Genomic DNA, 26,655 nt, shown 5'->3' on the forward strand with positions numbered 1-26,655 from the left:
GTTACTCCTCGTCCAGGATTGCGGGCACGCGGAACTTGTCGCCGTCCCTGTCGGGAGCCCCGGAAAGGGCCTGTTCGACCGTGAGCGAGGGAACGACCGTGTCGGCGCGGAAGACGTTGGTCAGCGGCATCGGGTGGCTCGTCGCCGGCACGTCCGGCGTGGCCACTTCGGCTACCTTGGCGACCGAGTCAACGATCTGGCCGAGTTCCGAGGTGAGGCGGGTGATCTCCTCAGAGCTGAGGTCGATCCGCGCAAGGTTTGCCAAATGGGCAACCTGCTCGGCCGTGATTTCAGACATGTTGCTCCGTACGATCGTCGGGGGTGGATTCCCCAATTCTATTCGGAGCCGTCGGTGACAAGATCCGCGTTGCCCGTGCCGATCAGCGCCATGTTGTGCAGGGACTCGCTGCCGAGATCGAAATAGGCATTGTGGCCGACCGATCCGGTCAGCCAGTCACCGGTGCTCCGGTCGTACGATCCGGAGACGCCGAGGGTGTTCGCCCCGTAGGATTTCGCACCGGGATCGCTGCCGAAGAACGCGCTGTTCACGGTCGGGTCCCAATCCGCACTGCCCACATAGACGTTCCGCCGGGCCACGTTCAGGCTGTCCACGGACTGCACCTGACTGCCCGGGGAACCCACGAGCACGAGCGCGTCCACCCCGAACGTGCCCCGGGCCAGGGCCGTGAGCGCCACGGTCGACCCATAGGAGTGGGCGACGAGGGAGACGAAGGGCTTGCGCGAGCCGCGGTCCGCCTCGATACCGAGAACGGACTGCTCCAGGAAGTCCGCACCGGCTTCCGCCAGACCCGTTCCCCCCACATTGAACAGGTCCGGTGCCTCGTAGCCGATCCAGGCGATGGTGGCCACGGTCGACCGGGTCGCTCCCTGCCCGGCCGCGTTCGCCTGCTCCTGCAGCACCCGGGTCTGCTCGGCGTAGACCGCGTCGGCCGTATCGGTCCAGTTGACCATCTGCGGCTCGACGCCGTAGTTCATGCCGGGCACGAGATAGCTGATGAAATCGGCACTGTCCGGATTACCGAGGGCGATCGCGGCCCGACCGCCACCCGACGGGTCGAGGAGGATCAGGGAACGACGGGGCGCTCCGGCGGGAGTGCGCAGGGCCGCCTTGACCTGGGTCAGCACGTCGAGTTCACGGCTGAGCTCCGCGCGCTCGGCGTCGTCGGTGGCTTCGGCGAGTCTCTGGGTGACGGAGGCGAGACTCTGCGTGAGGTAGCGGGAATTGGCACGGCCCCGCTCGCGAAAGGGCACGCCCTCCAGATTGCCGACCAGTTTCGGGGCGGCGGCCAGCAGCGATGACCGTTCGGCTCCGCTCAGCTCGTTCCACAGGCCCGCAACCTCGGATGCTGCCGGCGGCGAAGCGAGCAGGGAGTCCAGCTGACCCGGTGACTGCCCGACGAAAGCAGACAGGTCGGCGACCGACAGGCCGGACAGGCCGACCAGAAGACTCGTACCGGTCATCCGACGCACGGATTCCGCAGTGACGACCGTGGCGGACTGCCGGCCGGAGGCGATCGGTTGCGCGGACACCATCGGGTCGCCGGCAGCAGGCACCCCGACCGACGTGCCGGCGCGCGCCGACAGGTTCAGCCAGAGCGGGTCCGCGGCGGCAGGTTCGGCACCCCGGTTCGGCACCGGTTGGCCCTGGACGGCGTTGCTGAGAGCGTGCACTTCAAAGGTCTCACTGACTCCATTGAGAGCCAGAGAGACAGTCAGAACCGCCGCTTCCAACAGCAAACCTGGGTACGTCCCCTCACGAACACCGAGCAGCGATCAGCTCGACCTCAAAAAGACAAGCGTTGCCCCTCCAGACTACTGAAACGCACGGCACGCTCGTGCCCCCATAGCGGGGATGCACAACCCCCGATCGGGGGGGCACAAGCACCACAATTGATACTTGCTTGATCTGCTATAGGTGTGATCTTATATACGCATGACGTTGAAAATGGCTCTGCTGGGCATCCTGGACCTCACCCCGATGACCGGGTACGACCTCAAAAAGAGCATCGAGGCATCCGTCGCCCATTTCTGGTCGGCCGACCAGTCCCAGATCTACCGCACGCTGGCGGCACTGGTGACCGACGGTCTCGCCGAGGCCCTGGTCATCCCACAGGAGGGGCGCCCCGACCGGCGCGAACACCACATCACGCCGGCCGGGCGCGCGTCCCTGGCCGAGTGGCTGCGCTCACCACTGGAACCGGAAACGCCGCACGACACGTTCCTGATGCGGCTGTTCTTCGTCGGCGCACTGGGCATACCGGCCACGCGTGCGGTGCTCGACGCACGCCACAGTCAGGCCACCGCCCTGCTGGCCGGACTGCACTCCGTGATCGAACAGGAACAGGCCCGGCGGGAAGCCGGCCACCGCGCCGAGGACGACCTCGGGCACGGACTGCGCCTCGCGACCCTGCGGAACGGCATCCTGCATGCCGAAGCGGAACTCGCCTGGCTCACCGAGACGACGGAGGCACTCGCATGAGCGACGCACGCTCCACCCCGGAGGCCCGCTATCCCCTCGAACACGGGGCTGATGCCGCCGGGACCGACACCATCGTGTTCCTGCACGGCGGAAATGTCGCGTCCTGGTCCTGGCAGCCCCAGGTCGAGGGTCTGCAGGGTCGACACCTGCTGACCCCGGATCTGCCGGGGTTCGGCACTCGGGCCGGCGAGGACTGGCGTTCCCTCGGTCAGGCCGCGGACGATGTGGCCGGCATCATCGCCGCCCACGCGCGCGGCGGCCGGGCCCACCTGGTGGGGCTATCCCTGGGTGGTCTGGTCGCCACCCACGTCATGGCCCGGCACCCGGCCCTGCTGCGCTCGTGCCTGGTCTCCGGCGTTCCGCTCACCGGCGTGCACGGCCTGGCCCGGTTCCTGAACTCCCTGCAACTGCCGCTCTGGGACCGACCCTGGTACTGGCGAGCCCAGGCGAAGGCCTTCGGCCTGCCCGCCGACGCGGTCGACCTGTTCGTCGAGCACGGGCTGAGCCTGCGCGCCGACAACGCCCGGCGCGTGTTCGACGACGTGAACCGCGGCGGCGCCCCGGAGGGTCTCGGCGGCTACCACGGCCCGCTGCTGGCGGTCGCGGGCGAGAGGGAGTCGCACCTCGTTCGGGACAGCTTCCCCCTGCTGGTCTCCCACCTGCCGCAGACGCGAACCTGGATCGCCCCCGGCATGCACCACGTCTGGAGCATCGAGAACGCGGACCTGTTCACCCGGATGGTGCTCGGCTGGGTGGACAGATCCGAGGTGCCGACCCCGGAGACCGACTGAATCAGGCCGGGTCGGTCTCCACGGTCGTCTCCGCGGACGTCTCCGCGGACGTCTCGGCCAGCGCGGCCGGACCCTCGGTGACGAGCAGACGGAACTGGGCTGCGTCGAGGATGCGCAGGCCGAGCGTCTCGGCCTTGGCGAGCTTCGACCCGGCACCCGGCCCCGCGGCGACGAAGTCGGTGTTCTTGGACACGCTCGAGGCCGATTTGCCACCCGCGGAGATGATCGCTTCCTGCGCCTCTTCACGGGTGTAGCCCTCGATCGACCCGGTCGCCACGACCGTGAGGCCGGCCAGCACTCCCCCGGCGGCGGCCGCGGCTCCCGGACCGGGATGTCCCGGGGTCGTGAACTGAACGCCGGCCCGGGTCCACTGCTCAACGATGTCCCGGTGCCAGTCCACCTCGAACCAGGCGAGGATCGCGTCGGCGATGATGCCACCCACACCGTCGACCTGCGCGAGCTCCTCGCGCGATGCGGCCCGGATCAGGTCGATCGAGCCGAAGTGTCCGGCCAGGGCACGCGCCGCCACCGGCCCGACGTGACGGATGTTCAGGGCCACCAGGAGCCGCCAGAGCGGCTTGGTCTTCGCCAGATCGATCTCGCGCAGCAGCTTGAGGGCACTGGACGATGGCTGCGCGCCCGCCACACCCTGCTTCTTCTCGGCGGCCGTGGGGTTGCGCCGGAACGGCGTGCGCAACCGCACGGAGCCGTCCTCCTCCTCCTTGGCCAGCCCGGTCTCGGCGTCGCGCACGATGACCTCGATCGGCAGCAGGTCATCGAGGGTGAGGTCGAACAGGCCGGCTTCGGTGGGAAGGGGCGGCTCGGCTGGACGGGTGGGCTGGGTCAGGGCAGCGGCGGCGACCTCGCCGAGCACCTCGATGTCGAGGGCGCCGCGGGATCCGATGTGCTCGACCCGGCCGCGCACCTGCGCCGGGCAGCTGCGCGCGTTCGGGCAGCGCAGGTCGATGTCGCCCTCTTTGGCGGGGGCGAGCGGCGTGCCGCACTCCGGGCAGTCCGCCGGCATGATGAACGCGAATTCGGTGCCGTCCCGCAGTTCGAGCACCGGGCCGAGCACCTCGGGGATGACGTCGCCGGCCTTGCGCAACACGACGGTGTCGCCGATCAGGATGCCCTTGGCCTTGACCACGTCCTGATTGTGCAGAGTGGCCTGGCGCACCTCGGAACCGGCGACGCGGACCTTGCGCATCACGGCGAACGGGGTGGCGCGACCGGTGCGGCCCACGCTGACGACGATGTCGAGCAGCTTCGTGTTGACCTGCTCCGGCGGGTACTTGTACGCGATCGCCCACCGCGGCGCGCGACTGGTGGCGCCGAGCTCGGCATGCAGTGCCAACTCGTCGACCTTGATCACGATGCCGTCGATCTCGTGGTCCACGCTGGCCCGGTGCTCGCCGTAGTACTCGATGAACTCCGCCGCGAGCGCCGCGGACGGTTTCACCCGGAAGTAGGAGCTGGTGGGCAGACCCCAGCCGTGCAACAGGTCGTAGACGCCGGATTGGGCTGCGACCGGCGGGCTGGCCCACGCACCGATGCCGTGTACCAGCATCCGGAGCCGGCCGAGCCGGGCCCGCATCAGGCGGAGTGGTTCCGGGGCCTTGCCCTCCGCCTTCTGGCGCAGGGAGCCGGCCGCGGCGTTGCGGGGGTTCGCGAACACACGTTCGCCGGCGGCGACCTGTGCGGCGTTGAGCTCGAGGAAGGCGGCAACCGGGAAGAAGACCTCGCCGCGCACCTCCATCAGATCGGGGTGTCCGGTACCCTCGAGTTTTCCCGGGATGCCGGGCACCCAGGCGACATTCTCCGTGACGTCCTCGCCGACGACGCCGTCGCCGCGGGTGGCGGCGCTGACCAGCACCCCGTGCTCGTAGCGGAGGTTGATCGCGAGCCCGTCGATCTTCAGCTCACAGAGATAGTGCACGGGCCGCGCGGCGTCGCGTTCGACCTTCGCGGCCCAGAGTGCGAATTCGCCGATCGAGAACACGTTGTCGAGGCTGAGCATGCGCTCGGCGTGCGTCACCGGGTCGAACAGGCTGGTCTCGGCCCGGCCACCCACGGTCTGGGTGGGGCTGTCCTGGCTGGCCAGCTCGGGAAACTCACGCTCGAAATCGGCGAGACGGCCCACCAGCTCGTCGTACTCAGCATCGGAGATGACGACCTCGTTGCGGTCGTAGTACGCGTCGCGGGCTTCCAGGATGCGCTGAGTCAGGTCGCCGACCTCAGCGGCGGCGGTGTGCAGGGCAGCGGCCGCAGTGGAATCCTGCTCGGCGTCACGCATCGACGGTGACGGCGCTGTCGATCGTGCTGTCTTCGGCCGATTCGACGGCGCTGACCGTGCGGTCGATCGTGCACTGGCCGAGCACGCGGGTGCCGAGGTACACAACGGCGGTCTGCCCGGGGGCAACTCCGGTCAGCGGCTCGGCCGGAGTGATCACGAGTTCGGTGCCGGTACCGGTCCCGTGGCTGGCGCTGGTCTCGGCGGTGGAGTCGGCCGAAACCGCAACCACCTGCGCCACGGCAGGTACCGGGTCGGCATGCGCGCGGATCTGCACGTGGCAGTCGAAGGCGATCTCCGGGTGTGCGGGGGCGACGCCGCACCAGGTGAACTTCGTGCCGGCGATCTCCCCGATCGCGAGGGCCTCTTTCGGCCCCACCACGACCGTGTTGGAGATCGGGCGCACCTCGAGCACGAACCGGGGCTTGCCGTCGGCAGCGGGGGTGCCGATCTGCAGTCCCTTGCGCTGCCCGACGGTGAACGCGGCCGCACCCTCGTGCCGGCCGAGGGTGTTGCCGTCACGGTCCAGGATGTCCCCGGTCGCCGGCGCGACCCGCTCGGCCAGCCAGCCCCGGGTGTCGCCGTCGGGGATGAAGCAGATGTCGTAGGAGTCGGGCTTGTTCGCCACCGAGAAACCGCGTTCGGCGGCCTCGGCGCGCACCTCGGCCTTGGACGGTGTGGCGCCCAGCGGGAACATCGAGTGCGCCAGCTGCTCCTGGGTGAGGACGCCCAGCACGTAGGACTGGTCCTTGGCCCAGGCGCTGGCGCGGTGCAGCTCGCGATTGCCGTCGGCATCCGTCACGATCGTGGCGTAGTGGCCGGTGGCGACGGCATCGAAACCGAGGTCGAGGGCCTTCTCGAGGAGGGCGGCGAACTTGATGCGCTCGTTGCAGCGCATGCAGGGGTTGGGGGTGCGGCCGGCGGCGTATTCGGCGATGAAGTCGTCGACCACGTCGAGCTTGAAGCGTTCGGAGAAATCCCAGACATAGTAGGGAATGCCGATGATGTTGGCGGCGCGCTGGGCATCCATCGAATCCTCGACGGTGCAGCAACCTCGACTGCCGGTGCGCAGGGTGCCAGGCATCCGGCTGAGAGCCAGGTGAACCCCGACCACCTCGTGTCCCGCCTCGACCATGCGGGCTGCGGCGACGGCGGAGTCGACCCCACCGCTCATTGCTGCCAAAACCTTCACCCGTCGAGTGTAATCGGGCCGGGCGGATTGGCCAACGCGGGCGAGGCATGCTCCCTCGAGTCGGTGAGGGCGGGGACTTACACGAGGGTGCCCGTTCCGGTCGAGAGTGCCCGCCGCAGCGGTCGCTCTCGACCGGAACGGGCACTCTCACGCGCGTCACCTGTGTGCGGGTGCTGCGCCGTTGCGCGCATGGCGTGCCCGGCGCGAAGCGGCGCAGCACCCGCGCAACGGGCAACTGCGTGCGACCGCTTCCTCGAGCCAGGGTCAGGGGATGTCGGTCAGGGTGCGCTCGATCGCGGCGAGACGGATGTCCAGCAGGTCGAGCCGGTCGAGCACGGCCTGGTTGCTCGCGGTGCCCTGTTCGACGAGGCCGTGGAGGTCCGCCGCACCGGCGAACTCCGCCTGCTTCTCACGCGACCGCAGCACGGCCGCGACGATGCTCGAGGTGACGCCGGCGATGATACCGACAATGGCGATCCAGGCGAACCAGGGAATGTTGTCCATCAGTGTGTGCTTTCTGTGTCGGCTGCGACCGCCGCAGCGATGCTTGCGACGTTGGTGGTGACCTCGAACGGAACGACCTCGAAGAACTTCAGGGCCTTGCCGTCGTCGGAGAGTTCGAGATGCCCGGTGACGTAACCGGCCGCCTCGAGACGTTGGAGGTGCATGTACAGCAGGGCCCGGGACATCCCCAGCCGGCGGGCGAGCTCGCTGACGTGGAGGGACTCCTCCGCGAGCAGGGCGATGATTCTGAACCGGTGCGGGTTGGCGAGGGCCGCGAGCCGGGCGATCTCGTCGTCGACCGACATAGCCTTCGCCTCCCCCGCGCATCCTCTACCTGTTAGAAATAACTTACAGGTGTCGGGATCAAATGTCTAGCGCCCCGGGACCCGATCTGCCAGGCCGGCCTTGGCCGCCCGGGCATGCGCGGAGGGAAGCGCGGCGAGCAGGGCGTCGACGTCGGCCGTTGTGCTGGTGCGCCCGAGGGTGATCCGCAGGGCACCGCGTGCCTCCACCTCACTCCGGCCCATGGCCCGGAGCACATGCGAGGGCTCCGGCACGCCCGCCTGGCAGGCGGAGCCCGTGGACACCGAGATGCCGGCCACGTCGAGAAGGAAGAGAAGCGAGTCTCCCTCGCACCCCGGGAAGCTGAAGTGGGCGGTGCCGGGCAGGCGGTTCGCCGGGTTCGGGTCGCCGTTCACCACGACCGAGGGCACGGATGCGCAGGCCCCGGTGACGAGGCGCTCGCGCAGCGCGGCGACCCGGGCGTTCTCCACCGACAGATCCTGCAGGGTGTTCGCCGCGACCGCGAACGCCACGGCCGCCGCGACGTCCTGGGTGCCACTACGCACCTGGCGCTGTTGGCCGCCGCCGTGCAGCAGCGGCTCGACCGTCGCCCGGCGGGAGAGCGCGAGCGCACCGATCCCCACCGGGCCGCCGATCTTGTGCGCCGAGACGCTGAGCGCGGCCACGCCGGCCCGGCTGAGTGCCTGGAAGTCGATCGGGACATGCCCGTAGGCCGCCACCGCGTCCACGTGCACGGGGATGCCGTGGGCCGCGGCGAGCGCGGCGACCTCGGCGACGGGCTGCAGGGTGCCGACCTCATTGTTGGCGCTGAGCAGTGTGACGAGGGCCACGTCGTCGGGGTTCGCGGCGATGGCGGCTGCCACCGCGGCCAGGTCGATCCGGCCGAGCGCGTCCAGCGGCAGCCACTCGACCACGGCGCCCTCATGGTGTTCGAGCCACTCGACGGTGTCCATGGTGGCATGGTGTTCCCCGCCGGGCACGAGGATGCGGTTGCGCGGCTGCCTGGCCCAGAACAGCCCCTTGATGCCGAGGTTGATCGCCTCGGTGCCGCCGCCGGTGAAGACCACTTCGATCGGGTCGCAGCCGAGGCTGGCGGCGACCTGCTCGCGGGCCTCCTCGAGCATCCGTTTCGCGTTCTGCCCCTGGCTGTGGACGGATGCGGGGTTGCCCACCACGGCCAGCGCCCGCACATAGGCCTCAATGGCGTCGGGCAGCATGGGTGTGGTGGCCGCATGGTCCAGATAGACAGCCATCTGACTTCCTTCCGCGCTCGCTCGATTCCGGCGAGTCCCACCGTGGTAAAACTCTGCTTCCGCACTCATTACTCTAGAACGCATGACACCGCCTGATCCCCTGCGCAACCTCGGCGTGCGTGTCACGACCCACGGCGGCGAACTCCGCGTGTGGTCGGAGACCGCCGACGCCATCGACCTGTGCATCTTCGACGCCACCGATCCCAATTGGATCATCAAGACCGTCCCCATGGTCAAGGATGAGCACGGCGTCTGGACCGGTCGGTCCCGCACCCTCTCCCCCGGACGCCGCTACGGAATCCGGGTCTCCGGCCCGACCGCACCCCGCAACTCCTTCCACCCCGAGAAAACACTGATCGAGCCGTATTCCCGGGGACTCGTGCGGGTCGGCCCCGACCAGTGGCAGTCCGCGGTCGTCGACGGCGAGTTCGACTGGGCCGGTTCGGTCAAGCCGAGGATCGCCCTGGACCACACGGTGGTCTACGAGGCCCACGTGCGTGGCCTGACCAACCTCAGCCCCTCGGTGCCCGCGCACCTGCGCGGCACCTATGCGGGGCTGGCCCACGAGTCGACGATCGACTATTTGAAGAACCTCGGCGTGACCTCGATCGAGCTGCTCCCGGTGCAGGCGTTCGTGTCCGAGCAGCGCCTGATCAAGCAGGGCCTGACCAATTACTGGGGATACAACACCTTCAATTTCTTCTCCCCGCACGCCGACTACGCCACCCAGGCGTCCCAGGCTGCCGGTCCCGAGGCGGTGCTCCGGGAGTTCAAGGGCATGGTCAAGCTGTTGCACGAAGCCGGCCTCGAGGTCATCCTCGACGTGGTCTACAACCACACCGCCGAGGAGGGTCCGAACGGCCCGGTCAGCAGCCTGCGCGGCATCGACAACGCCGCCTATTACCGGCAGAACAGTGCCGGCGGCTACATCGACGTGACAGGCTGCGGCAACACGCTGAACGTCTCCCACGACGTTCCCCGGCGCCTCGTGCTCGACTCGCTGCGCTACTGGGCGAATGAGGTGCAGATCGACGGCTTCCGCTTCGACCTGGCCGCCACCCTCGCCCGTGACGAAAACGTCGAATTCCAGCGGGACAGCACACTGCTCGCCGAAATCCAGGCCGACCCGGAACTCTCCAGGGTCAAGCTCATCGCCGAACCCTGGGACGTGGGGATGGGCGGCTGGCAGACCGGCAACTTCCCCGACGGGTGGACCGAGTGGAACGACCGCTACCGCGACCGCATGCGCTCGTTCTGGCTGACCGACCTCGCGGCTGCCCGCGACGGACACCCCGGCAGCGGCATCGGACGCTTCGCGACCCGCCTGGCCGGTTCGGCGAACACGTTCTCCCGCGAGCGCGGCCCGCTCGCCTCGCTCAACTTCATCACCGCCCACGACGGTTTCACCATCGCCGACCTGACGTCGTACAACGTCAAGCACAACGTGGGCAACGGCGAGTCGAACCGGGACGGCACCGACTCGAACAACTCGTTCAACCACGGCGCGGAGGGCCCGACCCGCAACCGGGACATCCTGACCGCCCGGCGCAAGGCCATGCGCAACCTCCTCGCCACCCTGCTGCTCTCGGCCGGCGTGCCGATGATCACCGCGGGCGACGAATTCGGGCGCAGCCAGCGGGGCAACAACAACGCCTACTGCCACGACAGCGAGCTCACCTGGCTGAACTGGGACCTCGACGACTGGCAGGAAGACCTGCATCGGGTGACCCGGCGTCTGCTCCAGCTGCGCCGTGAAAACCCGGCGCTGCGCCCGGTGCGGTTCGGACGCCCCGGCGAGACGACACTCAGTGCCAGCGAGATGGACTGGTACAACGTGGAGGGCCGGTCCATGTCCGAGGACGACTGGCACTCGTCCAAGGAGCGCACCCTGCAGTACCTGGCGGCGAGCACCCCGGAGCACGAGGAGTTCAACCGCATCCTGCTGATCGTGCAGGGCCGGGAGGAAGAGGTGACGGTGACGCTGCCCGTGCACACGGGCGTCACGTCGTACTCGCTGCTCTGGGACTCCAGCCACGACGACCTGAGCGACGCGGTCATCGAGCACGCCCCCGGCGACCAGTTCCTCGTTCCGGCCGCGTCGATGCAACTGCTCCGCGCGCACTGACGGTGGCCAGACGGGTGGAGGGCAGCGCCGGCACGCCGGCGACGGTGGCGTTAGTGCGCGCCGGAATACCCTTTACCCCGCACGCCTACGCGCACGAGGCGTCGTCGACGAGCTTCGGCCTGGAAGCGGCGGAGAAGCTCGACGTCGACGCGGGCCGGGTGTTCAAGACCCTGCTGACGGATGTCGACGGCCGGCTGGTCGTCGGCGTCGTACCGGTCACGGGCCAGCTCGACCTCAAGGCGCTGGCCGCCGCCGTGGGCGCGAAGAAGGCCGTGATGGCCGACCCGTCGCTCGCCGAGCGCAAAACCGGTTACGTGGTGGGCGGCATCAGCCCGATCGGGCAGAAGAGCAGGCTCACGACCGTGGTCGACGAGAGCGCCCTGACGTTCGACACCGTGTTCGTCTCCGGCGGGCGCCGCGGCTTCGACATCGAGCTCACGCCGGCCGACCTGGCCCGGGCCGCCTCAGCGGTCTTCGCGGCGATCGCCCGCCCCTGATCCACCGAGGAAGCGCCTTCGTCGAAACGAAGGCGCTTCCTCGGTGTGGAAACAGCGCTAGCCGGCGACGGCGATCAGGCCCATTTCGGCGGGGCTGACCAGGAGCTCGTTACGCGGCACGACCCGCACCGAGTAGCCGAATGCGCCGCCTCGGTCGAGTTCGATCGTGCCGGTGAACAGGGTCGGCGTACCGGCATCCGTCAGGCCTGGCACGGTCGGTTCCGCCGTCAGCGGCATGGTGCTGACATCGGTCAGGTCGTCGTTGACGAGGCTCTTCCCGTAGACCACCTCGACGGTGACGTCCTCGGGCGAGAGACCGTTCAACTGCACGTGCGCGCGCAGGTGCAGCTCGTCGCCGACCTGCGGCACCGGGGCGACGCCGCCGGATTCGACGTGGGCCACGGCTACGCCGGGCCACGCCGACACGATCCGCCCCTTCCAGGTGGCCAGTTCCCGGGCGGCCCGGTAGTTGTTCTCGGACAGACGGGCCTCCGCCTTGCCGGCAGGCCGGTACAGCTCGGTCACATACTGGCGTACCATCCGACCGGCGTTCAGCTCGGGTGAGAGCTTCGCGAGGGTCTGCCGGATGGAGGAGACCCACCGTTCGGGTACCCCATCGGCGTTGCGATCGTAGAACTTCGGTGCGACCTGGTGCTCGATCAGCTCGTACAGCGCGTCGGCCTCGAGCCGGTCGCGTTCGGCGGCGTCACCAGCGGCGTCCGCGGTCGGGATCGCCCAGCCGTTGTTGCCGTCGTAGTATTCCGGCCACCAACCGTCGAGGATGGACAGGTTGAGGGCGCCGTTCAGGGCCGCCTTCATCCCGGAGGTGCCGCAGGCCTCCAGCGGGCGCAGCGGGTTGTTCAGCCACACATCCGTGCCCGGGTACATCAGCTGGGCCATCCCGATGTTGTAGTCGGGCAGGAACGCGATCTTGGTGCGGAGCGCCGGGTCGGCCGCGAACTGCACGATGCGCTGGATGAGGCGCTTGCCCTCCTCGTCGGCCGGGTGTGACTTGCCTGCGATCACGATCTGGATCGGGTGCTCCGAGTGCAGCAGCAGCGCGCGCAGACGCTCGGGGTCGTGCAGCATCAGCGTCAGGCGCTTATACGTCGGAACGCGACGGGCGAAGCCGATCGTGAGCACGTTCGGATCGAAGACCCGCCCGATCCAGGAGGGCACGATGCCGCCTGGATTCTGAACCTCCCAGGCGGCGGCGATGCGGCGGCGGGCGTCCTCGACGAACTGCAGGCGCATCTGGCCGCGCACCTGCCACAGGTCCGTGTCGGACACGGCGGGCGACGCCCAATCCGCCTCGGACGTGTCGCTGGTGCCCAACCGGCTCTGCGCGAGGGCGAGCAGGGCCGGGTCGGTCCAGGTGGGGGCGTGCACACCGTTCGTGATCGAGGCGATCGGAACGTCGTCGGCGTCGAACCCCGGCCAGAGGCCCTTGAACATGACCCGGCTGACCTGACCGTGCAACTTCGAGACACCATTGGCGCGCTGTCCCAGCCGCAGCCCCATCAGGGCCATGTTGAAGACGTCCGGGTTGCCGTCCTCGAAGCTCTCCGCACCGAGGGCGAGGAGGTCGTCGACAGCGACGCCCGGCAGCAGGTCGGTCTCGAAGTAGCGCCGCACCAGGCTGCGGTCGAAGCGGTCGATGCCGGCGGCGACGGGCGTGTGGGTCGTGAACACGGTTCCGGCACGGGCCACCTGCAGCGCCTCCGAGAAGCTGAGCCCCTCGCCGATCAGGCTGGAAATGCGCTCGAGGCCGAGGAACCCGGCGTGCCCCTCATTGGTGTGGAACACCTCCGGGTCGGCCTGCCCGTTCAGGCTGCTCCACAACTTCACGGCGCGCGCGCCACCGATGCCGAGCAGCAGCTCCTGCAACAGGCGGTGCTCGCCGCCGCCGCCGTACAGGCGGTCGGTGACCAGGCGCAGGTCGTCGGTGTTCTCCGGGATGTCGGTGTCGAGCATCAACAGACGGATGCGCCCGACCATGGCCTGCCAGACCCGCGCGTGCAGCGTGCGGTCGTCGGGCAGCGCCAGCGAAACCTGCACGGGCGAGCCGTCGGCCCGGCGCAGCACCGACAGCGGCAGACCGTCGGGGTCGAGCAACGGGTAGCTCTCCAGCTGCCAGCCGTCGGGCGAGATCGCCTGGCTGAAGTAGCCGGCCCGGTAGAACAGTCCGACGCCCACCAGCGGCACGCCGAGGTCGGAGGCGCTCTTCAGGTGGTCCCCCGCCAGGATGCCGAGTCCGCCCGAGTACTGCGGGAGGGCGGCGGCGATGCCGAACTCCGGCGAGAAGTAGGCGATGGATGCGGGCTTGTCGCCCTCCAGTCCCTGGTACCAGCGGGGCTTCTCGAGGTATTCGCGCAATTCGTCCCGGGTGGAGTTCGCCCAGGCCACGTAACCGTCGTCCTGCGCCAGCGCTTCGAGGCGGGCCGTGTCGACGGCCCCCAGCAACGCGACGGGATCGGTCCCGGTCTCACGCCACAATTCGGGGGCGATGTGCTCGAACAACTGACGGGTCGGCTCATGCCAGGACCAGCGCAGGTTACCGGCAAGCTCGTCGAGCGCGGCGAGCGACTCGGGCAGCACGGTGCGGACTGTAAATTTGCGGATCGCTTTCACGAGACCAGCCTAGGGGCGCGACGCGTCGCGCAGGTAGTAGCACGAGCTTTGGACCCAGAATCCGCTACGGTCGATACGTGGCTAAGACAGTAAAACGCACAGGCGCGGCTCCTGAAACCCCCGGCGCGGTTCAGGAACTCCAGACGACAGTCCCGGTCGAGCCCCGGATCGGCCGGATACCGATCCTCGATCTCTCCCCGCAGCTGAACGACAATCTGTGGCCCGCGAAAGCGTTCGTGGGCGAAGCGGTACCGTTCGCGGCCACGGCGTTCCGCGAGGGACACGATCTCATCGGCGCCATGCTGCTGCTGACCGCTCCGGATGGAACCGAGTCCCAGCATCCGATGTCCCCAGGCGCCCTGGGCACCGACCGCTGGGAGACGCTCGTCACCCTCGGCGCCCAGGGCCGCTGGACCTACCGCGTGCGCGCCTACGCCGACGACTGGGCCACCTGGCGCCACAACGCGGCGCTGAAGATCCCGGCCGAGGTCGACGTGGAACTCACGTTCCTGATCGGTTCCGCTCTCCTCACGCGCGAAAGCGCCGACAAGAGCCGGCCTCTCGCCGAGCGTCGCGCATTCACCGCGGCCGCCAAGACCCTGGCCGACCCGGCCACGTCCGTCGCCACCCGCTTCGCGCTGCTCGCCGACCCGAAGTTGAACGCCGCGGCCGCCGTGCGCCCGATGGCCGGGCTGGAGTCCGTCTCGGAGCCCCGCACCGTGCTGGTCGAACGCACCCGCGCCGGCGTCGGCTCCTGGTACGAGTTCTTCCCGCGCTCCGAGGGCGCCGTGAAGCGCGTCGACGGTTCCTGGCAGAGCGGCACCTTCCGCACGGCCGCCGACCGGCTGCCTGCCGTTGCCGCCATGGGCTTCGACGTGCTGTACCTGCCGCCGATCCACCCGATCGGCCGGTCCTTCCGCAAGGGTCCCAACAACACGCTCAACGCCGGACCGAACGACCCGGGCTCGCCCTGGGCGATCGGGTCGGCGGACGGCGGGCACGACGCCATCCACCCGGACCTGGGCACCGTGGACGACTTCTCGTTCTTCCTCGCGGCCGCCCGCGACAACGGGCTCGAAATCGCCCTCGACCTGGCCCTGCAGGCGTCTCCCGACCACCCCTGGGTCACCGAGCACCCCGAATGGTTCACCACCCTGCCGGACGGGTCGATCGCCTACGCCGAGAACCCGCCGAAGAAGTACCAGGACATCTACCCGGTGAACTTCGACAACGACCCCCTGGGCATCCGGGCCGAGGTTCTGCGCATCGTGCGCCACTGGATCGGCCTGGGCGTCAGCATCTTCCGGGTCGACAATCCGCACACCAAACCGCTCGACTTCTGGGAGTGGCTGATCCGCGAGATCAACGCCGAATTCCCGGATGTGTTCTTCCTCGCCGAGGCCTTCACGCGTCCCGCTCTGCTGCAGGGGCTGGGCAAGGTCGGGTTCCAGCAGTCGTACACGTACTTCACCTGGCGCAACACGAAGGAAGAGCTGTCCGAGTTCTTCGAGGGTCTCGCCCACGAGACCGCCGACTTCCTGCGGCCGAACCTGTTCGTGAACACGCCCGACATCCTCTCCGAGTACCTGCAGTTCGGTGGTCCCGCGGCGTTCAAGATCCGGGCTGCCCTCGCAGCCACCGCGGCGCCGACCTGGGGTGTCTACGCGGGCTTCGACCTGTTCGAGAGCGTGGCCCGCCCCGGCGCCGAGGAGAACATCGACAACGAGAAGTACCAGTACCGTCCGCGCGACTTCGCCGCCGCCGAGGCCGCCGGTGCTTCCCTGGCTCCCTACCTCACGCGGCTCAACCGCATCCGTTCCGAGCACCCGGCTCTCGGGCAGTTGCGCAACCTCGACATCCACAGCAGCGAAGACGACGGAATCCTCGTCTACAGCAAGTTCCTCGACGCGCCGTTCACCGGCACCGGACAGGCCGACGCGCTGATCATCGTGGCCAACGTGGACCCGCACTCCGTGCGCCAGACGGTCGTGCACCTGGACGTCACCCGGTTCGGTCTCCCCCGCGGCTCCTCGTTCGTGGTGGAAGACCTGATCACCGGCGCCGTCTGGACATGGTCCGCCGACAACTTCGTGCGTCTCGACGCATTCACCGAACCGGTGCACATCCTGCACGTGAAGGGACTCACACAATGAAGCACGCGAAGGGGCAGCCTGTGAACGCGCTGCCCGTCGTTCCGGAGCACGTCCTGGAAGCGGTCGGTGCCGGCAGCTACTACAACCCCCACGAGGTGCTCGGCCAGCACCTGCTCGGCGAGGCCGGCGTGACCGACCCGCTCACCGTCATCCGTGCCCTCCGGCCGCTCGCAACCGAGGTGTTCGCTGTGCTGCCCACGGGCGCGCACGTGGAGATGTCCCACCTGGGCCACGGCATCTGGCAGGGCGTCAGCACGCTCGGCCTGCAGGACTACCAGCTTGAGGCCCGGTACAGCGACGCCCCCACCTGGATCGTGGACGACCCGTATCGCTACGGACCCACCCTCGGGGAGCTGGACCTGCACCTGATCGGCGAGGGACGCCACGAGCGCCTCTGGGACGTGCTCGGCGCCCACTACCGGCCCGCCGCCGGCCCGCTCGGCACGTCCTCCGGCACGTCCTTCGCCGTGTGGGCACCCCACGCGCGCGCCGTACGCGTGATCGGTGACTTCAACCAGTGGAGCGGCATCCTACACTCCATGCGCAACATGGGCAGCACGGGGGTCTGGGAGCTGTTCGTCCCCGGGCTGACCGCGGGCTCCAACTACAAGTTCGAGTTGCAGACCCGCGCGGGCGACTGGGTGCGCAAGGCCGACCCGATGGCCCGCTACACCGAGATCCCGCCCAAGACGGCGTCCGTGATCGGCGAGACCGCCTACGAGTGGGCGGATGCCGGCTGGCTCACCGAACGCTCCGCCACCGACGCCCACAACCGGGCGATGAGCATCTACGAGATGCACGTGGGCTCGTGGCGTCCGGGGCTCAGCTACCGCGACCTTGCCGACCAGCTGATCGAGTACCTGCACGAGCTGGCCTACACGCACGTGGAGTTCATGCCGCTCACCGAGCATCCGTTCGGCGGTTCCTGGGGTTACCAGGTCACCGGCTACTACGCGCCGACGAGCCGGTTCGGCCACCCCGACGACCTGCGCTACCTGATCGACCGGCTGCACCAGGCCGGTATCGGCGTGCTGATGGACTGGGTTCCCGGCCACTTCCCGAAGGATGACTTCGCCCTGGCCCGCTTCGACGGCGAGGCGCTGTACGAGCACCCGGACCCGCGCCGCGGCGAACAGATGGACTGGGGCACCTACGTCTTCGACTTCGGTCAGAAGCAGGTGCGCAACTTCCTGGTCGCGAACGCGCTGTACTGGCTCGAGGAGTTCCACATCGACGGCCTGCGGGTCGACGCCGTGGCCTCGATGCTCTACCTGGACTACTCCCGCGAGGACGGTCAGTGGGAGCCGAACATCTACGGCGGCAACGAGAACCTCGAGGCGATCAGCCTGCTGCAGGAGATCACCGCCACCGCGTACAAGCGCAACCCCGGCACGGTCATGATCGCCGAGGAATCCACCAACTGGGGCGGGGTGACGGCGCCCACGAGTGCCGGCGGGCTCGGTTTCGGCTTCAAGTGGAATATGGGCTGGATGCACGACACTCTGGAGTACATGGCGGTCGACCCGATGTACCGGGCGCACCACCACAACCAGATCACGTTCTCGTTCGTCTACGCGTTCAGCGAGAACTTCCTGCTGCCGATCAGCCACGACGAGGTCGTGCACGGCAAGGGTTCGCTCGTGGCCAAAATGCCCGGCGACTCCTGGCAGCAGTTGGCGAACATGCGCGCCTACTACGCCTTCATGTGGGCGCACCCCGGCAAGCAGTTGCTGTTCATGGGCCAGGAATTCGGGCAGCGCTCTGAGTGGAGCGAATCGCGCGGCCTGGACTGGTGGACTCTCGACCAGCCGGCCCACCGTGGCCTGTTCAACCTGGTCGGCCAGCTCAACCGGGTGTACCGCGCCAACCCGAGCCTGTGGTCGCTGGACAACGATCCGAGCGGCTTCGAACTGCTCGACGGCGGTGCGGCCGCCCAGAACGTGGTGTCGTTCCTGCGCTGGGACGCCGACGGCAACCCCATCGCCTGCCTGTTCAACTTCTCCGGGGCACCGCACACCGACTACCAGGTCGGCCTGCCGTTCGCCGGGGTCTGGGAGGAGATCCTGAACACGGATGCCGAGGACTTCGGCGGCTCCGGGGTCGGAAACCTGGGCGCCGTGACGGCGGTCGACGTTCCGTGGGGCGGACGCCCGGCATCCGCCGTGCTGACGCTGCCCCCGCTGGCCGGTCTCTGGTTGCGCCTGCAGCGCTGACCCGCTTACCCTCCGCTCGCGAGAGCGCAAAAATTGCCCCTTCGGTAACGCCGAAGGGGCAATTTTTGCGCTCTCGCGGAAGTCTTCTGCGGGTTTAGTAGAGCAGAGCGGTGAGGCGAGAACGCGTGGGCGGCACGCGCGGGTCGTCCTGGCCGACGACCTCGAACAGTTCCAGGATGCGCTGGCGGATCTCATTGCGCCCCGCCGGGTCCTGCGACGGGAAGAGAGCCAGCAGACGGTCGAAGGCGTCCTCGATGTGGCCGCCGGAGAGGTCGAGGTCGGCCACCGTGAGCTGCGCCTGCACGTCGTCGGGAGCGGCAGCGGCGGCCGAGCGGATCTCGGCCATGGTCTTGCCGTTCAACCGGGCCAGCAGGCTCACCTGGGCCAGGCCGGCGACGGCCATCTGGTCCCGCGGGTCCCGCGCCAGGGCGGTCTTATAAAGAGCGATCGCGGCATCGTAGTCGCCGCGCTCGATGGCGTCGTACGCCTCCTGGTGCAGCGGCGGCAGCTCGGGTTCGACGGGGGCGGGTGCCTCAACGGCCTCACCCTCAGCAGCGTCGGGTGGCACAGCCGTGCCGGTGACGCCGTGCTGCGCCGCGAGCTCGAAGACGCGGTGCAGAACCTCGCGCACCTGGCCCTCGGGCAGCGCGCCGCTGAAGAGCTGCACCGGCTGACCGCCGATGACCGCGGCCACGGTCGGGATGGACTGCGCCTGGAAGGCCTGGGTGAGCTGCGGATTCGAGTCCACGTCGACCTTGGCCAGCACGAACTGGCCGGCGTACTCCGTGACCAGCTTCTCCAGGATCGGCGTGAGCTGCTTGCACGGCTCACACCATTCGGCCCAGAGGTCGACGATGACCGGAACGCTCATCGAGAGTTCCAGGATCTCGCCGAAGTTCGCATCCGTGCCCTCGAGTACGAGGCTGGGAACCGCAACGGGCCCTGCCGCAGGGGCACCCGGTGCGCCGGCCGCCGCCGGTGCGCCGGCCGCGGGAGCGGCCGGACGGTTCACCAGGGAGGACAGGTCGACGGCTCCGCGCAGATTCATGCCGGATGGGGGGACAACACTCATGGAAGCTCCGTTGATGAGATCAGGCCCTGGGAGAAACCAAGGAGGACGATTTTTTCATTCGAACCGGCGGCCGGCACGTGGAACAAGAGCTGGTCGCCGTACGTGCTGGTGATGCCCTTGGCCGTGGCCGAGATGCCGGAGAGCGCCTTGCTGGCTCCTTCGGTGCCGACCGTCGCCCCGGGATCCACCGGTTTGACCGTCTCGGACTCGGTCAGGCTCACGGCGACGATGCTGCCGGAGTCATTGGTCGCCAATGCCACGGTGCGACCGGTGCCGGCAGCGGCGGTGAACTCGATCGACGCGGTGCTCGGCAACTTTTCCTTGCGCGAGGTCTGCAGGTCGGCGACCTGGGTGCGGAAGCTGTCGCCTTCCGCTTCGAACAGGGCGTAGGAGGGGCTGGCCTCCCCCAGGGAGAGCACGTCCGCGTAGGCCGCTGCGACCTGGTCGGGTGAGAGCAGGAGGAAGGTGGAGTCCGGCGCGATGACCGGGGCGCCGATGGTAGCCGGAGCCACCTTGGGTACCGTTGCGGCCGCCTCGAGCTGGATCATGTACTCGACCAGATAGTCGGCACGTGGCGACTCCTGCCGGAGCACGAGGGCCGTGGGCGCTGCGGTGGGGTCTGCCTCGTCCTGGATCACCGTCATGACGACGCGTGGCCAGGTAGACGACTGCTGCGGCAGGGTGAGCCGCAGGGACGACGACGGCAGAGTGGGCAGGCCTGCGATGGCCGGGTCCGCGGCCCGGATCTTGTAGTTCGCCAGGCGCTTCTCCAGCGCGGGCCCGGTGAACCGGGTGGCGATGGTGTCCGCGTTGAGGTTCGCATCGGCATCCGCCGTCAGCGTGGCGATCTCGGTCACGATGCGTTCCAGCTGCGGCACCGTCACGGCCGGCGGCGGTACGTCCCGGGCCGGTGCGGGGGTTCCGGTCGGAGTAGGCGTCGCACTGACCGCGGCCTCGGGAGACATGCTCCGGGGCCAGAAGTCGGCCGAGCAACCGCTGAGCACGAGGCCGGAGACCAGGATCACGGGAACGGCGATCATGGACCGGGTGAGAGGCTTGCGCGAGCCGGTGATCTGGTTGGCCTTGATCGCCTTCGGGCGCGGAACGCGCGGGAGTCGGGGCATCCGTGGGCCGCGGGGAAGGTTGCGGCGCGGGCCACGTGATCGCCGCAGGTGCAGCAGGGCGAGCAGGTAGAGGATCAGGCCGACCATGCCGACGACGCCGCCGCCCACGATCAGCGGGCCGGCTAGTGGAGTGGAGTTGTCGGTGGGCCAGGACAGGCTGACGTCGGTCGGCGCGGGGGCCGTGCCGTCGGAGGCGACAATCATCGAAATGCCGTCCGGAACCTTCACCGTGGTGGTCAGCGTGTTCGCCGCCGTGAACTCCGCCAGCCAGAGGTCGGAGCCCGCGGGGTCGGTGATCGTCTCCGGCTCGGCCGCGGCTGCAGGGTCGGTCGCATCGGGGTCGGATTCGGGCACTGCTTCGGGCTCGACGATCTTGCTGCTGAGCGTCGCCGCGTTCTTGGCCAGACGGATGTCGGCGTAGGGTTCGCCGCCGAGCCACGCCTTCACGTCGTCGGTGCGGCCGTAGGCCATGAAGACCGTGTCGGATCCGCTGATGGTGATCGTCTGGCTGCCCGGGCGGGCGTTGAGCGCACTGGGCTCAACGACGGCGAATCGGGCATCGTCGGCCACGGTGGCGCTGAGGCTCACCGAGGCCGGCTCGAGAAAAATGGTCCGCTGGGCGATTCCGAGAACTATCATCGCCGCCGCAAGGACGAATGCCGCAATGGCAAGAAGAAAACGCACGTCAACCCTCCTGTGTCGCCGGCCGCTCATCACGCGCTCAGGCGCGCACGACCCGGATTCGGGCCGGATCAGCAACAGACAGGACGTTTCACGATACTGGATGCCCCTGAGAGGCACCTAATAGACCTTCAAGTTGGGACGCGCCATGCCCTCCGCAACAGACTAAAATTATGGAGGCTCCCCGTGTAAGTCCGTAAACAGGGGTCAGAGCCCCATTTTGAGGAGACAGCGTGGCGAACGAAGAAGCCGATTTCACCCAGGTATTCCGTGGATACGACCGTGACGAGGTCGACAAGACCATTCAGGGTCTGCGCCGCGAGCTGATTCAGGCGAACACTCAGGGCACCGAGGCGAACAAGGAGATCAAGCGCCTCAACACGCACATCGACGACCTGAACGCGGAAATCGAGGAAGTGGGCAGCCCCACTTTCTCCGGCCTCGGCACCAAGCTCGAGAACACCCTGCGCGTCGCCGAGGAGCAGTCGACGCGCGTGATCGCCCAGGCTGACATCGACGCCGAGCGGTTGCGCGCTTCGGCTGCCAGCGAAGTGCAGACGCTCCGCCGGGAGGGCAAGGAAGCGGCCGAACGGGCACTGTCGGATGCCGCGGTGAAGGCCGGGCGCATTCTCGACGATGCCCTCGCCGAGGCCGACGACCTGCTCGCCCGCGCCCACGACGACTCCACCACCCTGACCGGGGACGCCGTGCACGAAGCCGCCGCGATCCGCGGCGCGGTGGCTACCGAAGCCGCCGAGTTGCGTGCCACCGTCAAACGGGAGGTGGCCGCGATTCGCTCCGAAGCCGAACGCGAGGCCGCCGAGATGCGGGTGGTGGCCCAGCGTGAGGCGACCGAGGCCCGAGAGGTCGCTGCCGGCCTCACCAGCGAGACCGAGCTGACCCGTGCGGAGGTCGCCCACGAACTCGACCAGCAGCGTGCCGACCTGGCCCGGGAGACCGAGCAGGCCCGCATCGACCTGGCGGCCGAGACCGAACAGCACCGCATCGACCTGGCCCGGGAAACCGAGCAGGCCCGCATCGATCTCGCCCACGAGACCGAGCTGGCGAACACCGATCTGGCCATCGAGATCGAGCAGGCCCGAACCGACCTCGACCGGGAAATCGAGCAGTCTCGAGCCGAACTGGAGAACGAGCGCGAACAGGCACAGACCGAGCTGGCCCGCGACCTCGAACGCCAGCGGGCAGACCTCGCCCGCGAGATCGAGAAGGCACGCGTCGATCTCGTCGCAGAGATCGAGCAGTCCCGGGCCGACCTCGGCCGTGACCATGAGCAGACCCGGGCCGACTTCGCCGCCGATAGCGAGCAGCTCCGCATCGATCTGGAGAACCACCTGACGGCCGCCCGCAAGCGCGGCGAGCACGAGGCCGCGAAGCTCAAGCGGGAGATCGACCAAACCCGCGCCGACCTGGACGTGGAGTTGAAGGCCCGTCGGGACGAGGCCGAGCAGGGCCAGCTGGCCCGGCACCAGGAAGCCGTCGCCCAGACTCAGAAATTCGTCAGCGACGCCACCCGCCAGCTGGCCGAGACGAACCAGCGCACGGTGGAGCTCCGCGCACTGAACGACCAGCTCGACGCATCCGCCAGGGACGAGGCGAAGGTGTCCAAGAAGGCCGCGGAGGAGACTTCCGAGCGCATCGTTCGCGACGCCGAGGCACGCGCGACCGCGCTCGTGAGCGAAGCCGAAACACGCACTCGTGCGCTGGTGGCGGACGCCGAGGAGCGCCTGTCCCAGATTAGGATTGAGCGCGACGCTGTTGCGGGCTACTTCGAAAGCCTGCGCGGGCTGCTCACGCAGGCGGAGAACGTCACCGCCAGCGACGACGACAACCGCTGACACCAGCCGGGGGGATACAAGTGAAGATTCAGAATGCCTTTCGCGTCGGACTGATCGGGACCCTCGGCGTCGGCGTGGGGCTGCTGATCATCACCTCGGTGATCACGCTGCAGACGATCATCACGTACATCGGTGCGGCGCTGTTCCTCGCCTTGGGGCTCGACCCTGCCGTGTCGTGGCTGGAAAAGAAGAGGTTCCCCCGTTGGGCGGCCATCCTGACGGTGCTCGTTGCCGTCATCGGCGTGCTGACCGGGGTGATCTTCGCCGTCGTGCCGATCATCGTCGACCAGGTCACGAAGCTGTCCAAGGCCGTTCCGGACCTCGTCACGTCCATCAACACCTCCACCTTCCTTGCTGACATTCAGAAGCAGTTCCCGGCCCTGCCCCTGTCGAAGATCACCGGTTCAGTCACCGATTTCGTCGGCGGAAACATCACCAATATCACCAGCACCATCATCCAGTCCGGTCTGGCGATCGTCAGCGGCCTGTTCGGCGCACTGATCATCCTGATCCTCACGCTCTACTTCACGGCTTCGCTGAACAGCATCAAACAGGCCATGTACCAGTTGGTCCCGGCCTCCAAGCGCGCCCGGTTCGCCGATCTCAGCGAGCAGATCACCACCGCCGTCGGCCGGTTCGTGATCGGCCAGGGTGCCCTGGCGCTCTGCAACGGCGTGCTCAGCTTCATCTTCCTGTCGATCATCGGGGCGCCGTTCCCGGCCCTGCTCGCATTGATCGCGTTCCTGTTCTCGCTGATCCCCCTCGTGGGCACGATCACCGGTTCGGTCATCATCGTGCTGACCTGCCTGATCCCCGGCATCGGCAGCTCGATGTTCACGGCCCTCGTCGCCGCGATCTACTACCTGATCTACATGCAGGTGGAGGCCTACCTGCTCAGCCCGAACATCATGAACCGGGCCGTGGCCGTGCCCGGCGCCGTCGTCGTGGTGGCCGCCCTTGCCGGTGGCAACCTGCTCGGCATCCTCGGCGCGCTGATCGCCATCCCGGTCGCCGCGGCGACCATCATGATCGTCAAGCAGGTCGTGATCCCCCGGCAGAACGAGCTCTAGACCGGAACGGTCCACTCCTCGGGCAGAGGAGCCGCCGCAGGGTTGACGACCGCGACGACCTCGTCGAGGACCCTTCGAGTGGCGCTCTCCCCCACCCACAGGTGCTTACCGCCGGCAACGGCGATGAAACGAGTGCCGGGCACGCTGGCGAAGCGCGTTCTGGCCTCGTCCGGGCGCAGGTAGTCGTCGAATTCGGGGATGACCGCGACCAGCTTCGCGTCCCGGCCCGCCCAGGCGGCCAACTCGGCGTCGGAGGCCCGGTGCAGGGGCGGCGACAGCAGGATGGCGCCACAAATCGGGTGCTCCAGGCCGTACTTGATGGCCAGTTCGGTGCCGAACGACCAGCCGAGCAGCCAGGGGTCGGGCAGTCCGCGCTCGGCGACGAACGCCATCGCGGCCGCTACGTCCATCCGTTCGTCGATGCCGTCGCCGAAGCTGCCGCCGCTCGTGCCGCGCGGCGAGCTCGTGCCGCGCGTGTTGAAGCGCAGCACCGCCAGATCGGCGAGGGCCGGGAGTCTCGCGGCCGCCTTGCGCAGGATGTGCGAGTCCATGAATCCGCCGTGGGTGGGCAGCGGATGCAGCGTCACGAGGGTGGCGACCGGCGCGCGACCCAGCGGGGTGGCCAGTTCACCCACCAGGGTGAGCCCGTCCGCGGTGTGCAACTCGATCTCCTCGCGCACGGCCGGCAACTCGATACCGCCACGAATCTCCAGGCTGGAACTCACGCTGTCTCCCTCGGTGCCGATGCGGCTAGTTGATCTTCCAGCAGTGCGAGTGCCAATGGCGCCTCGCGGCAAGGTCGGATGCCTCGCCCATGACGCCGTCGCCGCGCCAGGCTACGACGTGCGCGGTTCCCGGGGCCACCTCGCGGTGGCAACCGGGGCAGACATACGATTTCACGGCCTGGGGGCCGGACACGGGCTGTACCGTCCAGAGGCCGTCGCGGCGGGTTTCCGTGCGACGCCAGCCGGCCCGCATCCGTTCGATTCCGTCATCATCCGAGCCCGGACCGGGCTTGCGGCCACGGGGTCGGTTGCTGCGGGCCATTGGGACAGTCTACGTGCGGGCCCCGATTCTGGACGTGCGCTAGTACCAGCCGACGTCGCCGGAATGCGCCCACGCGCCGCAGGGGGTTCCGTAGCGCCCGGAGATGTAGCCGAGGCCCCATTCGATCTGGGTGGCGGCGTTGGTCTGCCAATCGTCGCCGGCCGTGGCCATCTTGGAGCCCGGGAGGGCCTGCGGAATGCCGTAGGCACCGCTCGAGCTGTTCTCGGCGTTGACGCGCCAGCCGGATTCCTTGTTCCACAGCGACACCAGGCAGTTGAACTGGTCGTCGCCCCAGCCGCGGGCGGCCACGGCGTCGGCCGCGATCGCCTGGGCGGAACCGGGGTCGGGAACGGCGGCCGACGGAGCGGTGCTCGACGTCGACTTGGGTGCGGAAGCCGCGGCCACCGGCGCGGCAACCGGAACGGGAACGGGCTTGGGCTTCTCGGTGACGGTGAATCCGTCGCGAGTGAACGTGTTCGCGGCCACAGCACCGGCAACCTGGATCTCCTGAGCAGCCTCTCCGCCGAATCGATCTCCGGCGAGCTGGAAGTAGGGGGAAGCCGTGGCGCCGGAATACGGGTCCACAACGCTCACGAGAACGAACGCCGCAGCAGCTGTGAAAGCGAAGACGAAGAGGGAGCCACGCCCGCGGGAGCGAGGCCTTTTCATCCTGACTTGGGCCGGTCTGGTGGCGTGTTCGGACGAAATGATCTCTAGATGTCTACCCACGATTTCTCGAGCCTATCTGAAATCCGGCATAACAGCGAGATAACGGGCCGATCGAACGCTGGTTCGATTCAGCGAACGGCGAGGATGACATCGACGACACCGTCGAGGACGACGTCGACCTGTGCTTCGCGGTAGCCGCCGCGCTGTGGTCGGAAGACGGCGCAGCGCACATCATCGACCGTGATCGGGAAGCCGTCTTCGAAATACCGCACCAGACGCTGGGAGAACCGGTCGACATCCGCCCGGTTGTAACCGACGCTGAGGACGCTCACCCGGCCGAATCGGTGACCGTCTCTGCGACTGAGCCGGTTCACGAGAACTTGAGCCAGACCGTGCACCTCGGCCAGCCAGACCTCTGACCCCTGATCCTGTGCCGCCCGGTCACGGTCACGGGTTGCGAAGGCGTCTTCCAGCCGCTCGAGGGCAGCGTCCACATGCGCGGGTGAGTAGCCGCCCTTGTGCATACTGAACGCGGTGTGGCGGATGTCTTCGGCCGTCAAAACGACGCTGTCATCGACACCGTCGTAGGCCGTACGGGCAACGGCGAGGAACTCATCGACCTGAGCGGCGCTGTAGCCAAGCGTCTTCTTGCCAGTGCGGGGGAACGTGGTGGTCACTGATTCA

At 68.4% G+C, this 26,655-nt stretch carries 22 protein-coding genes; 8 read left to right on the forward strand and 14 right to left on the reverse strand.

Annotated features, from left to right (window positions below):
* Position 1: 1 nt before the first annotated feature.
* Positions 2-298: an Asp-tRNA(Asn)/Glu-tRNA(Gln) amidotransferase subunit GatC gene (gene gatC, locus AC0J5J_RS04630; RefSeq protein WP_166785559.1), complete on the reverse strand. Its 297-nt coding sequence runs from the start codon at positions 296-298 to the stop codon at positions 2-4.
* A gap of 38 nt (positions 299-336) precedes the next feature.
* Positions 337-1,692: an alpha/beta hydrolase gene (locus AC0J5J_RS04635; protein ID WP_474899742.1), complete on the reverse strand. Its 1,356-nt coding sequence runs from the start codon at positions 1,690-1,692 to the stop codon at positions 337-339.
* Positions 1,693-1,954: 262 nt separating this feature from the next.
* Between AC0J5J_RS04635 and AC0J5J_RS04640 the strand changes: the two genes are divergently transcribed.
* Positions 1,955-2,500 carry a PadR family transcriptional regulator gene (locus AC0J5J_RS04640; RefSeq protein WP_134425425.1) on the forward strand — a complete coding sequence of 182 codons (546 nt, stop codon included), beginning with the start codon at positions 1,955-1,957 and terminating at the stop codon, positions 2,498-2,500.
* A complete protein-coding gene (locus AC0J5J_RS04645; protein WP_474899743.1) occupies positions 2,497-3,291 on the forward strand; it encodes an alpha/beta fold hydrolase in 795 nt (264 codons plus the stop codon). Before AC0J5J_RS04640 ends, AC0J5J_RS04645 begins: the two co-directional genes overlap by 4 nt.
* Position 3,292: 1 nt before the next feature.
* On the opposite strand, the gene ligA is transcribed toward AC0J5J_RS04645, so the two are convergent.
* The 5 genes from ligA to AC0J5J_RS04670 form a co-directional block, all read right to left on the reverse strand.
* A complete protein-coding gene (gene ligA / locus AC0J5J_RS04650; protein WP_134425427.1) occupies positions 3,293-5,584 on the reverse strand; it encodes an NAD-dependent DNA ligase LigA in 2,292 nt (763 codons plus the stop codon).
* Positions 5,577-6,773 carry a tRNA 2-thiouridine(34) synthase MnmA gene (mnmA, locus tag AC0J5J_RS04655; RefSeq protein ID WP_174722426.1) on the reverse strand — a complete coding sequence of 399 codons (1,197 nt, stop codon included), beginning with the start codon at positions 6,771-6,773 and terminating at the stop codon, positions 5,577-5,579. Before mnmA ends, ligA begins: the two co-directional genes overlap by 8 nt.
* A gap of 264 nt (positions 6,774-7,037) precedes the next feature.
* Positions 7,038-7,277, reverse strand: coding sequence for a hypothetical protein (locus tag AC0J5J_RS04660; protein WP_134425428.1), 240 nt, complete (start codon positions 7,275-7,277; stop codon positions 7,038-7,040).
* Complete coding sequence (locus AC0J5J_RS04665; protein ID WP_474899745.1) at positions 7,277-7,582, reverse strand: ArsR/SmtB family transcription factor; 306 nt, start codon at positions 7,580-7,582, stop codon at positions 7,277-7,279. The genes AC0J5J_RS04660 and AC0J5J_RS04665 overlap by 1 nt, the downstream gene beginning before the upstream one ends.
* Positions 7,583-7,648: 66 nt before the next feature.
* Positions 7,649-8,833: a cysteine desulfurase family protein gene (locus AC0J5J_RS04670; RefSeq protein WP_474899747.1), complete on the reverse strand. Its 1,185-nt coding sequence runs from the start codon at positions 8,831-8,833 to the stop codon at positions 7,649-7,651.
* Positions 8,834-8,915: 82 nt separating this feature from the next.
* Here AC0J5J_RS04670 and glgX point away from each other — a divergent pair, with 82 nt between their 5' ends.
* Both glgX and ybaK read left to right on the forward strand, forming a co-directional pair.
* Positions 8,916-10,958: a glycogen debranching protein GlgX gene (glgX, locus tag AC0J5J_RS04675; RefSeq protein WP_474899749.1), complete on the forward strand. Its 2,043-nt coding sequence runs from the start codon at positions 8,916-8,918 to the stop codon at positions 10,956-10,958.
* 2 nt (positions 10,959-10,960) lie between these two features.
* Positions 10,961-11,455, forward strand: coding sequence for a Cys-tRNA(Pro) deacylase (ybaK, locus tag AC0J5J_RS04680; RefSeq protein WP_134425432.1), 495 nt, complete (start codon positions 10,961-10,963; stop codon positions 11,453-11,455).
* A gap of 57 nt (positions 11,456-11,512) precedes the next feature.
* Here the strand turns inward: ybaK and glgP are convergent, their stop codons facing one another.
* The gene (gene glgP, locus AC0J5J_RS04685; protein WP_134425433.1) at positions 11,513-14,086 is read right to left on the reverse strand and encodes an alpha-glucan family phosphorylase; all 2,574 of its coding nucleotides are present in this window, start codon (positions 14,084-14,086) and stop codon (positions 11,513-11,515) included.
* Positions 14,087-14,163: 77 nt separating this feature from the next.
* Here glgP and AC0J5J_RS04690 point away from each other — a divergent pair, with 77 nt between their 5' ends.
* Positions 14,164-16,239, forward strand: a complete 2,076-nt coding sequence (locus AC0J5J_RS04690; protein ID WP_474899750.1) for an alpha-1,4-glucan--maltose-1-phosphate maltosyltransferase — start codon at positions 14,164-14,166, stop codon at positions 16,237-16,239.
* Complete coding sequence (gene glgB, locus AC0J5J_RS04695) at positions 16,236-18,452, forward strand: 1,4-alpha-glucan branching protein GlgB (protein WP_134425434.1); 2,217 nt, start codon at positions 16,236-16,238, stop codon at positions 18,450-18,452. The genes AC0J5J_RS04690 and glgB overlap by 4 nt, the downstream gene beginning before the upstream one ends.
* Before the next feature lie 94 nt (positions 18,453-18,546).
* Here glgB and AC0J5J_RS04700 read toward each other — a convergent pair whose 3' ends face one another.
* Positions 18,547-19,524 (reverse strand): tetratricopeptide repeat protein, encoded by a 978-nt coding sequence (locus AC0J5J_RS04700; RefSeq protein ID WP_474899752.1) that lies wholly within the window; start codon positions 19,522-19,524, stop codon positions 18,547-18,549.
* Positions 19,521-21,332 carry a DUF8094 domain-containing protein gene (locus AC0J5J_RS04705; protein ID WP_474899754.1) on the reverse strand — a complete coding sequence of 604 codons (1,812 nt, stop codon included), beginning with the start codon at positions 21,330-21,332 and terminating at the stop codon, positions 19,521-19,523. Before AC0J5J_RS04705 ends, AC0J5J_RS04700 begins: the two co-directional genes overlap by 4 nt.
* 230 nt (positions 21,333-21,562) lie before the next feature.
* Between AC0J5J_RS04705 and AC0J5J_RS04710 the strand changes: the two genes are divergently transcribed.
* Both AC0J5J_RS04710 and AC0J5J_RS04715 read left to right on the forward strand, forming a co-directional pair.
* Positions 21,563-23,185 (forward strand): hypothetical protein, encoded by a 1,623-nt coding sequence (locus tag AC0J5J_RS04710; protein WP_134425437.1) that lies wholly within the window; start codon positions 21,563-21,565, stop codon positions 23,183-23,185.
* Between the two features lie 20 nt (positions 23,186-23,205).
* Positions 23,206-24,255 (forward strand): AI-2E family transporter, encoded by a 1,050-nt coding sequence (locus tag AC0J5J_RS04715; RefSeq protein WP_134425438.1) that lies wholly within the window; start codon positions 23,206-23,208, stop codon positions 24,253-24,255.
* Here the strand turns inward: AC0J5J_RS04715 and AC0J5J_RS04720 are convergent.
* The 4 genes from AC0J5J_RS04720 to AC0J5J_RS04735 form a co-directional block, all read right to left on the reverse strand.
* On the reverse strand, positions 24,252-24,968 hold the full coding sequence (locus AC0J5J_RS04720; RefSeq protein WP_474900190.1) for an alpha/beta hydrolase: 717 nt from the start codon (positions 24,966-24,968) through the stop codon (positions 24,252-24,254). The two genes, AC0J5J_RS04715 and AC0J5J_RS04720, sit on opposite strands and share 4 nt — an antisense overlap.
* A 37-nt stretch (positions 24,969-25,005) precedes the next feature.
* A complete protein-coding gene (locus AC0J5J_RS04725) occupies positions 25,006-25,302 on the reverse strand; it encodes a hypothetical protein (RefSeq protein ID WP_134425439.1) in 297 nt (98 codons plus the stop codon).
* Between the two features lie 39 nt (positions 25,303-25,341).
* Positions 25,342-25,896 (reverse strand): aggregation-promoting factor C-terminal-like domain-containing protein, encoded by a 555-nt coding sequence (locus tag AC0J5J_RS04730; RefSeq protein ID WP_474899756.1) that lies wholly within the window; start codon positions 25,894-25,896, stop codon positions 25,342-25,344.
* A 203-nt stretch (positions 25,897-26,099) separates the two neighbouring features.
* A complete protein-coding gene (locus AC0J5J_RS04735) occupies positions 26,100-26,648 on the reverse strand; it encodes a DivIVA domain-containing protein (RefSeq protein ID WP_474899758.1) in 549 nt (182 codons plus the stop codon).
* Positions 26,649-26,655 lie beyond the last annotated feature (7 nt).

The sequence above is a fragment of the Cryobacterium sp. TS_SC_7 genome (assembly GCF_056156285.1).

What these genes read in the sequence shown, in the direction of transcription:
- gatC (WP_166785559.1), bottom strand. Translation starts at nt 298, where the DNA reads ATGTCTGAAATCACGGCCGAGCAGGTTGCCCATTTGGCAAACCTTGCG.
- AC0J5J_RS04640 (WP_134425425.1), top strand. Translation starts at nt 1,955, where the DNA reads ATGACGTTGAAAATGGCTCTGCTGGGCATCCTGGACCTCACCCCGATG.
- AC0J5J_RS04645 (WP_474899743.1), top strand. Translation starts at nt 2,497, where the DNA reads ATGAGCGACGCACGCTCCACCCCGGAGGCCCGCTATCCCCTCGAACAC.
- ligA (WP_134425427.1), bottom strand. Translation starts at nt 5,584, where the DNA reads ATGCGTGACGCCGAGCAGGATTCCACTGCGGCCGCTGCCCTGCACACC.
- AC0J5J_RS04660 (WP_134425428.1), bottom strand. Translation starts at nt 7,277, where the DNA reads ATGGACAACATTCCCTGGTTCGCCTGGATCGCCATTGTCGGTATCATC.
- AC0J5J_RS04665 (WP_474899745.1), bottom strand. Translation starts at nt 7,582, where the DNA reads ATGTCGGTCGACGACGAGATCGCCCGGCTCGCGGCCCTCGCCAACCCG.
- AC0J5J_RS04670 (WP_474899747.1), bottom strand. Translation starts at nt 8,833, where the DNA reads ATGGCTGTCTATCTGGACCATGCGGCCACCACACCCATGCTGCCCGAC.
- glgX (WP_474899749.1), top strand. Translation starts at nt 8,916, where the DNA reads ATGACACCGCCTGATCCCCTGCGCAACCTCGGCGTGCGTGTCACGACC.
- glgB (WP_134425434.1), top strand. Translation starts at nt 16,236, where the DNA reads ATGAAGCACGCGAAGGGGCAGCCTGTGAACGCGCTGCCCGTCGTTCCG.
- AC0J5J_RS04700 (WP_474899752.1), bottom strand. Translation starts at nt 19,524, where the DNA reads ATGAGTGTTGTCCCCCCATCCGGCATGAATCTGCGCGGAGCCGTCGAC.
- AC0J5J_RS04725 (WP_134425439.1), bottom strand. Translation starts at nt 25,302, where the DNA reads ATGGCCCGCAGCAACCGACCCCGTGGCCGCAAGCCCGGTCCGGGCTCG.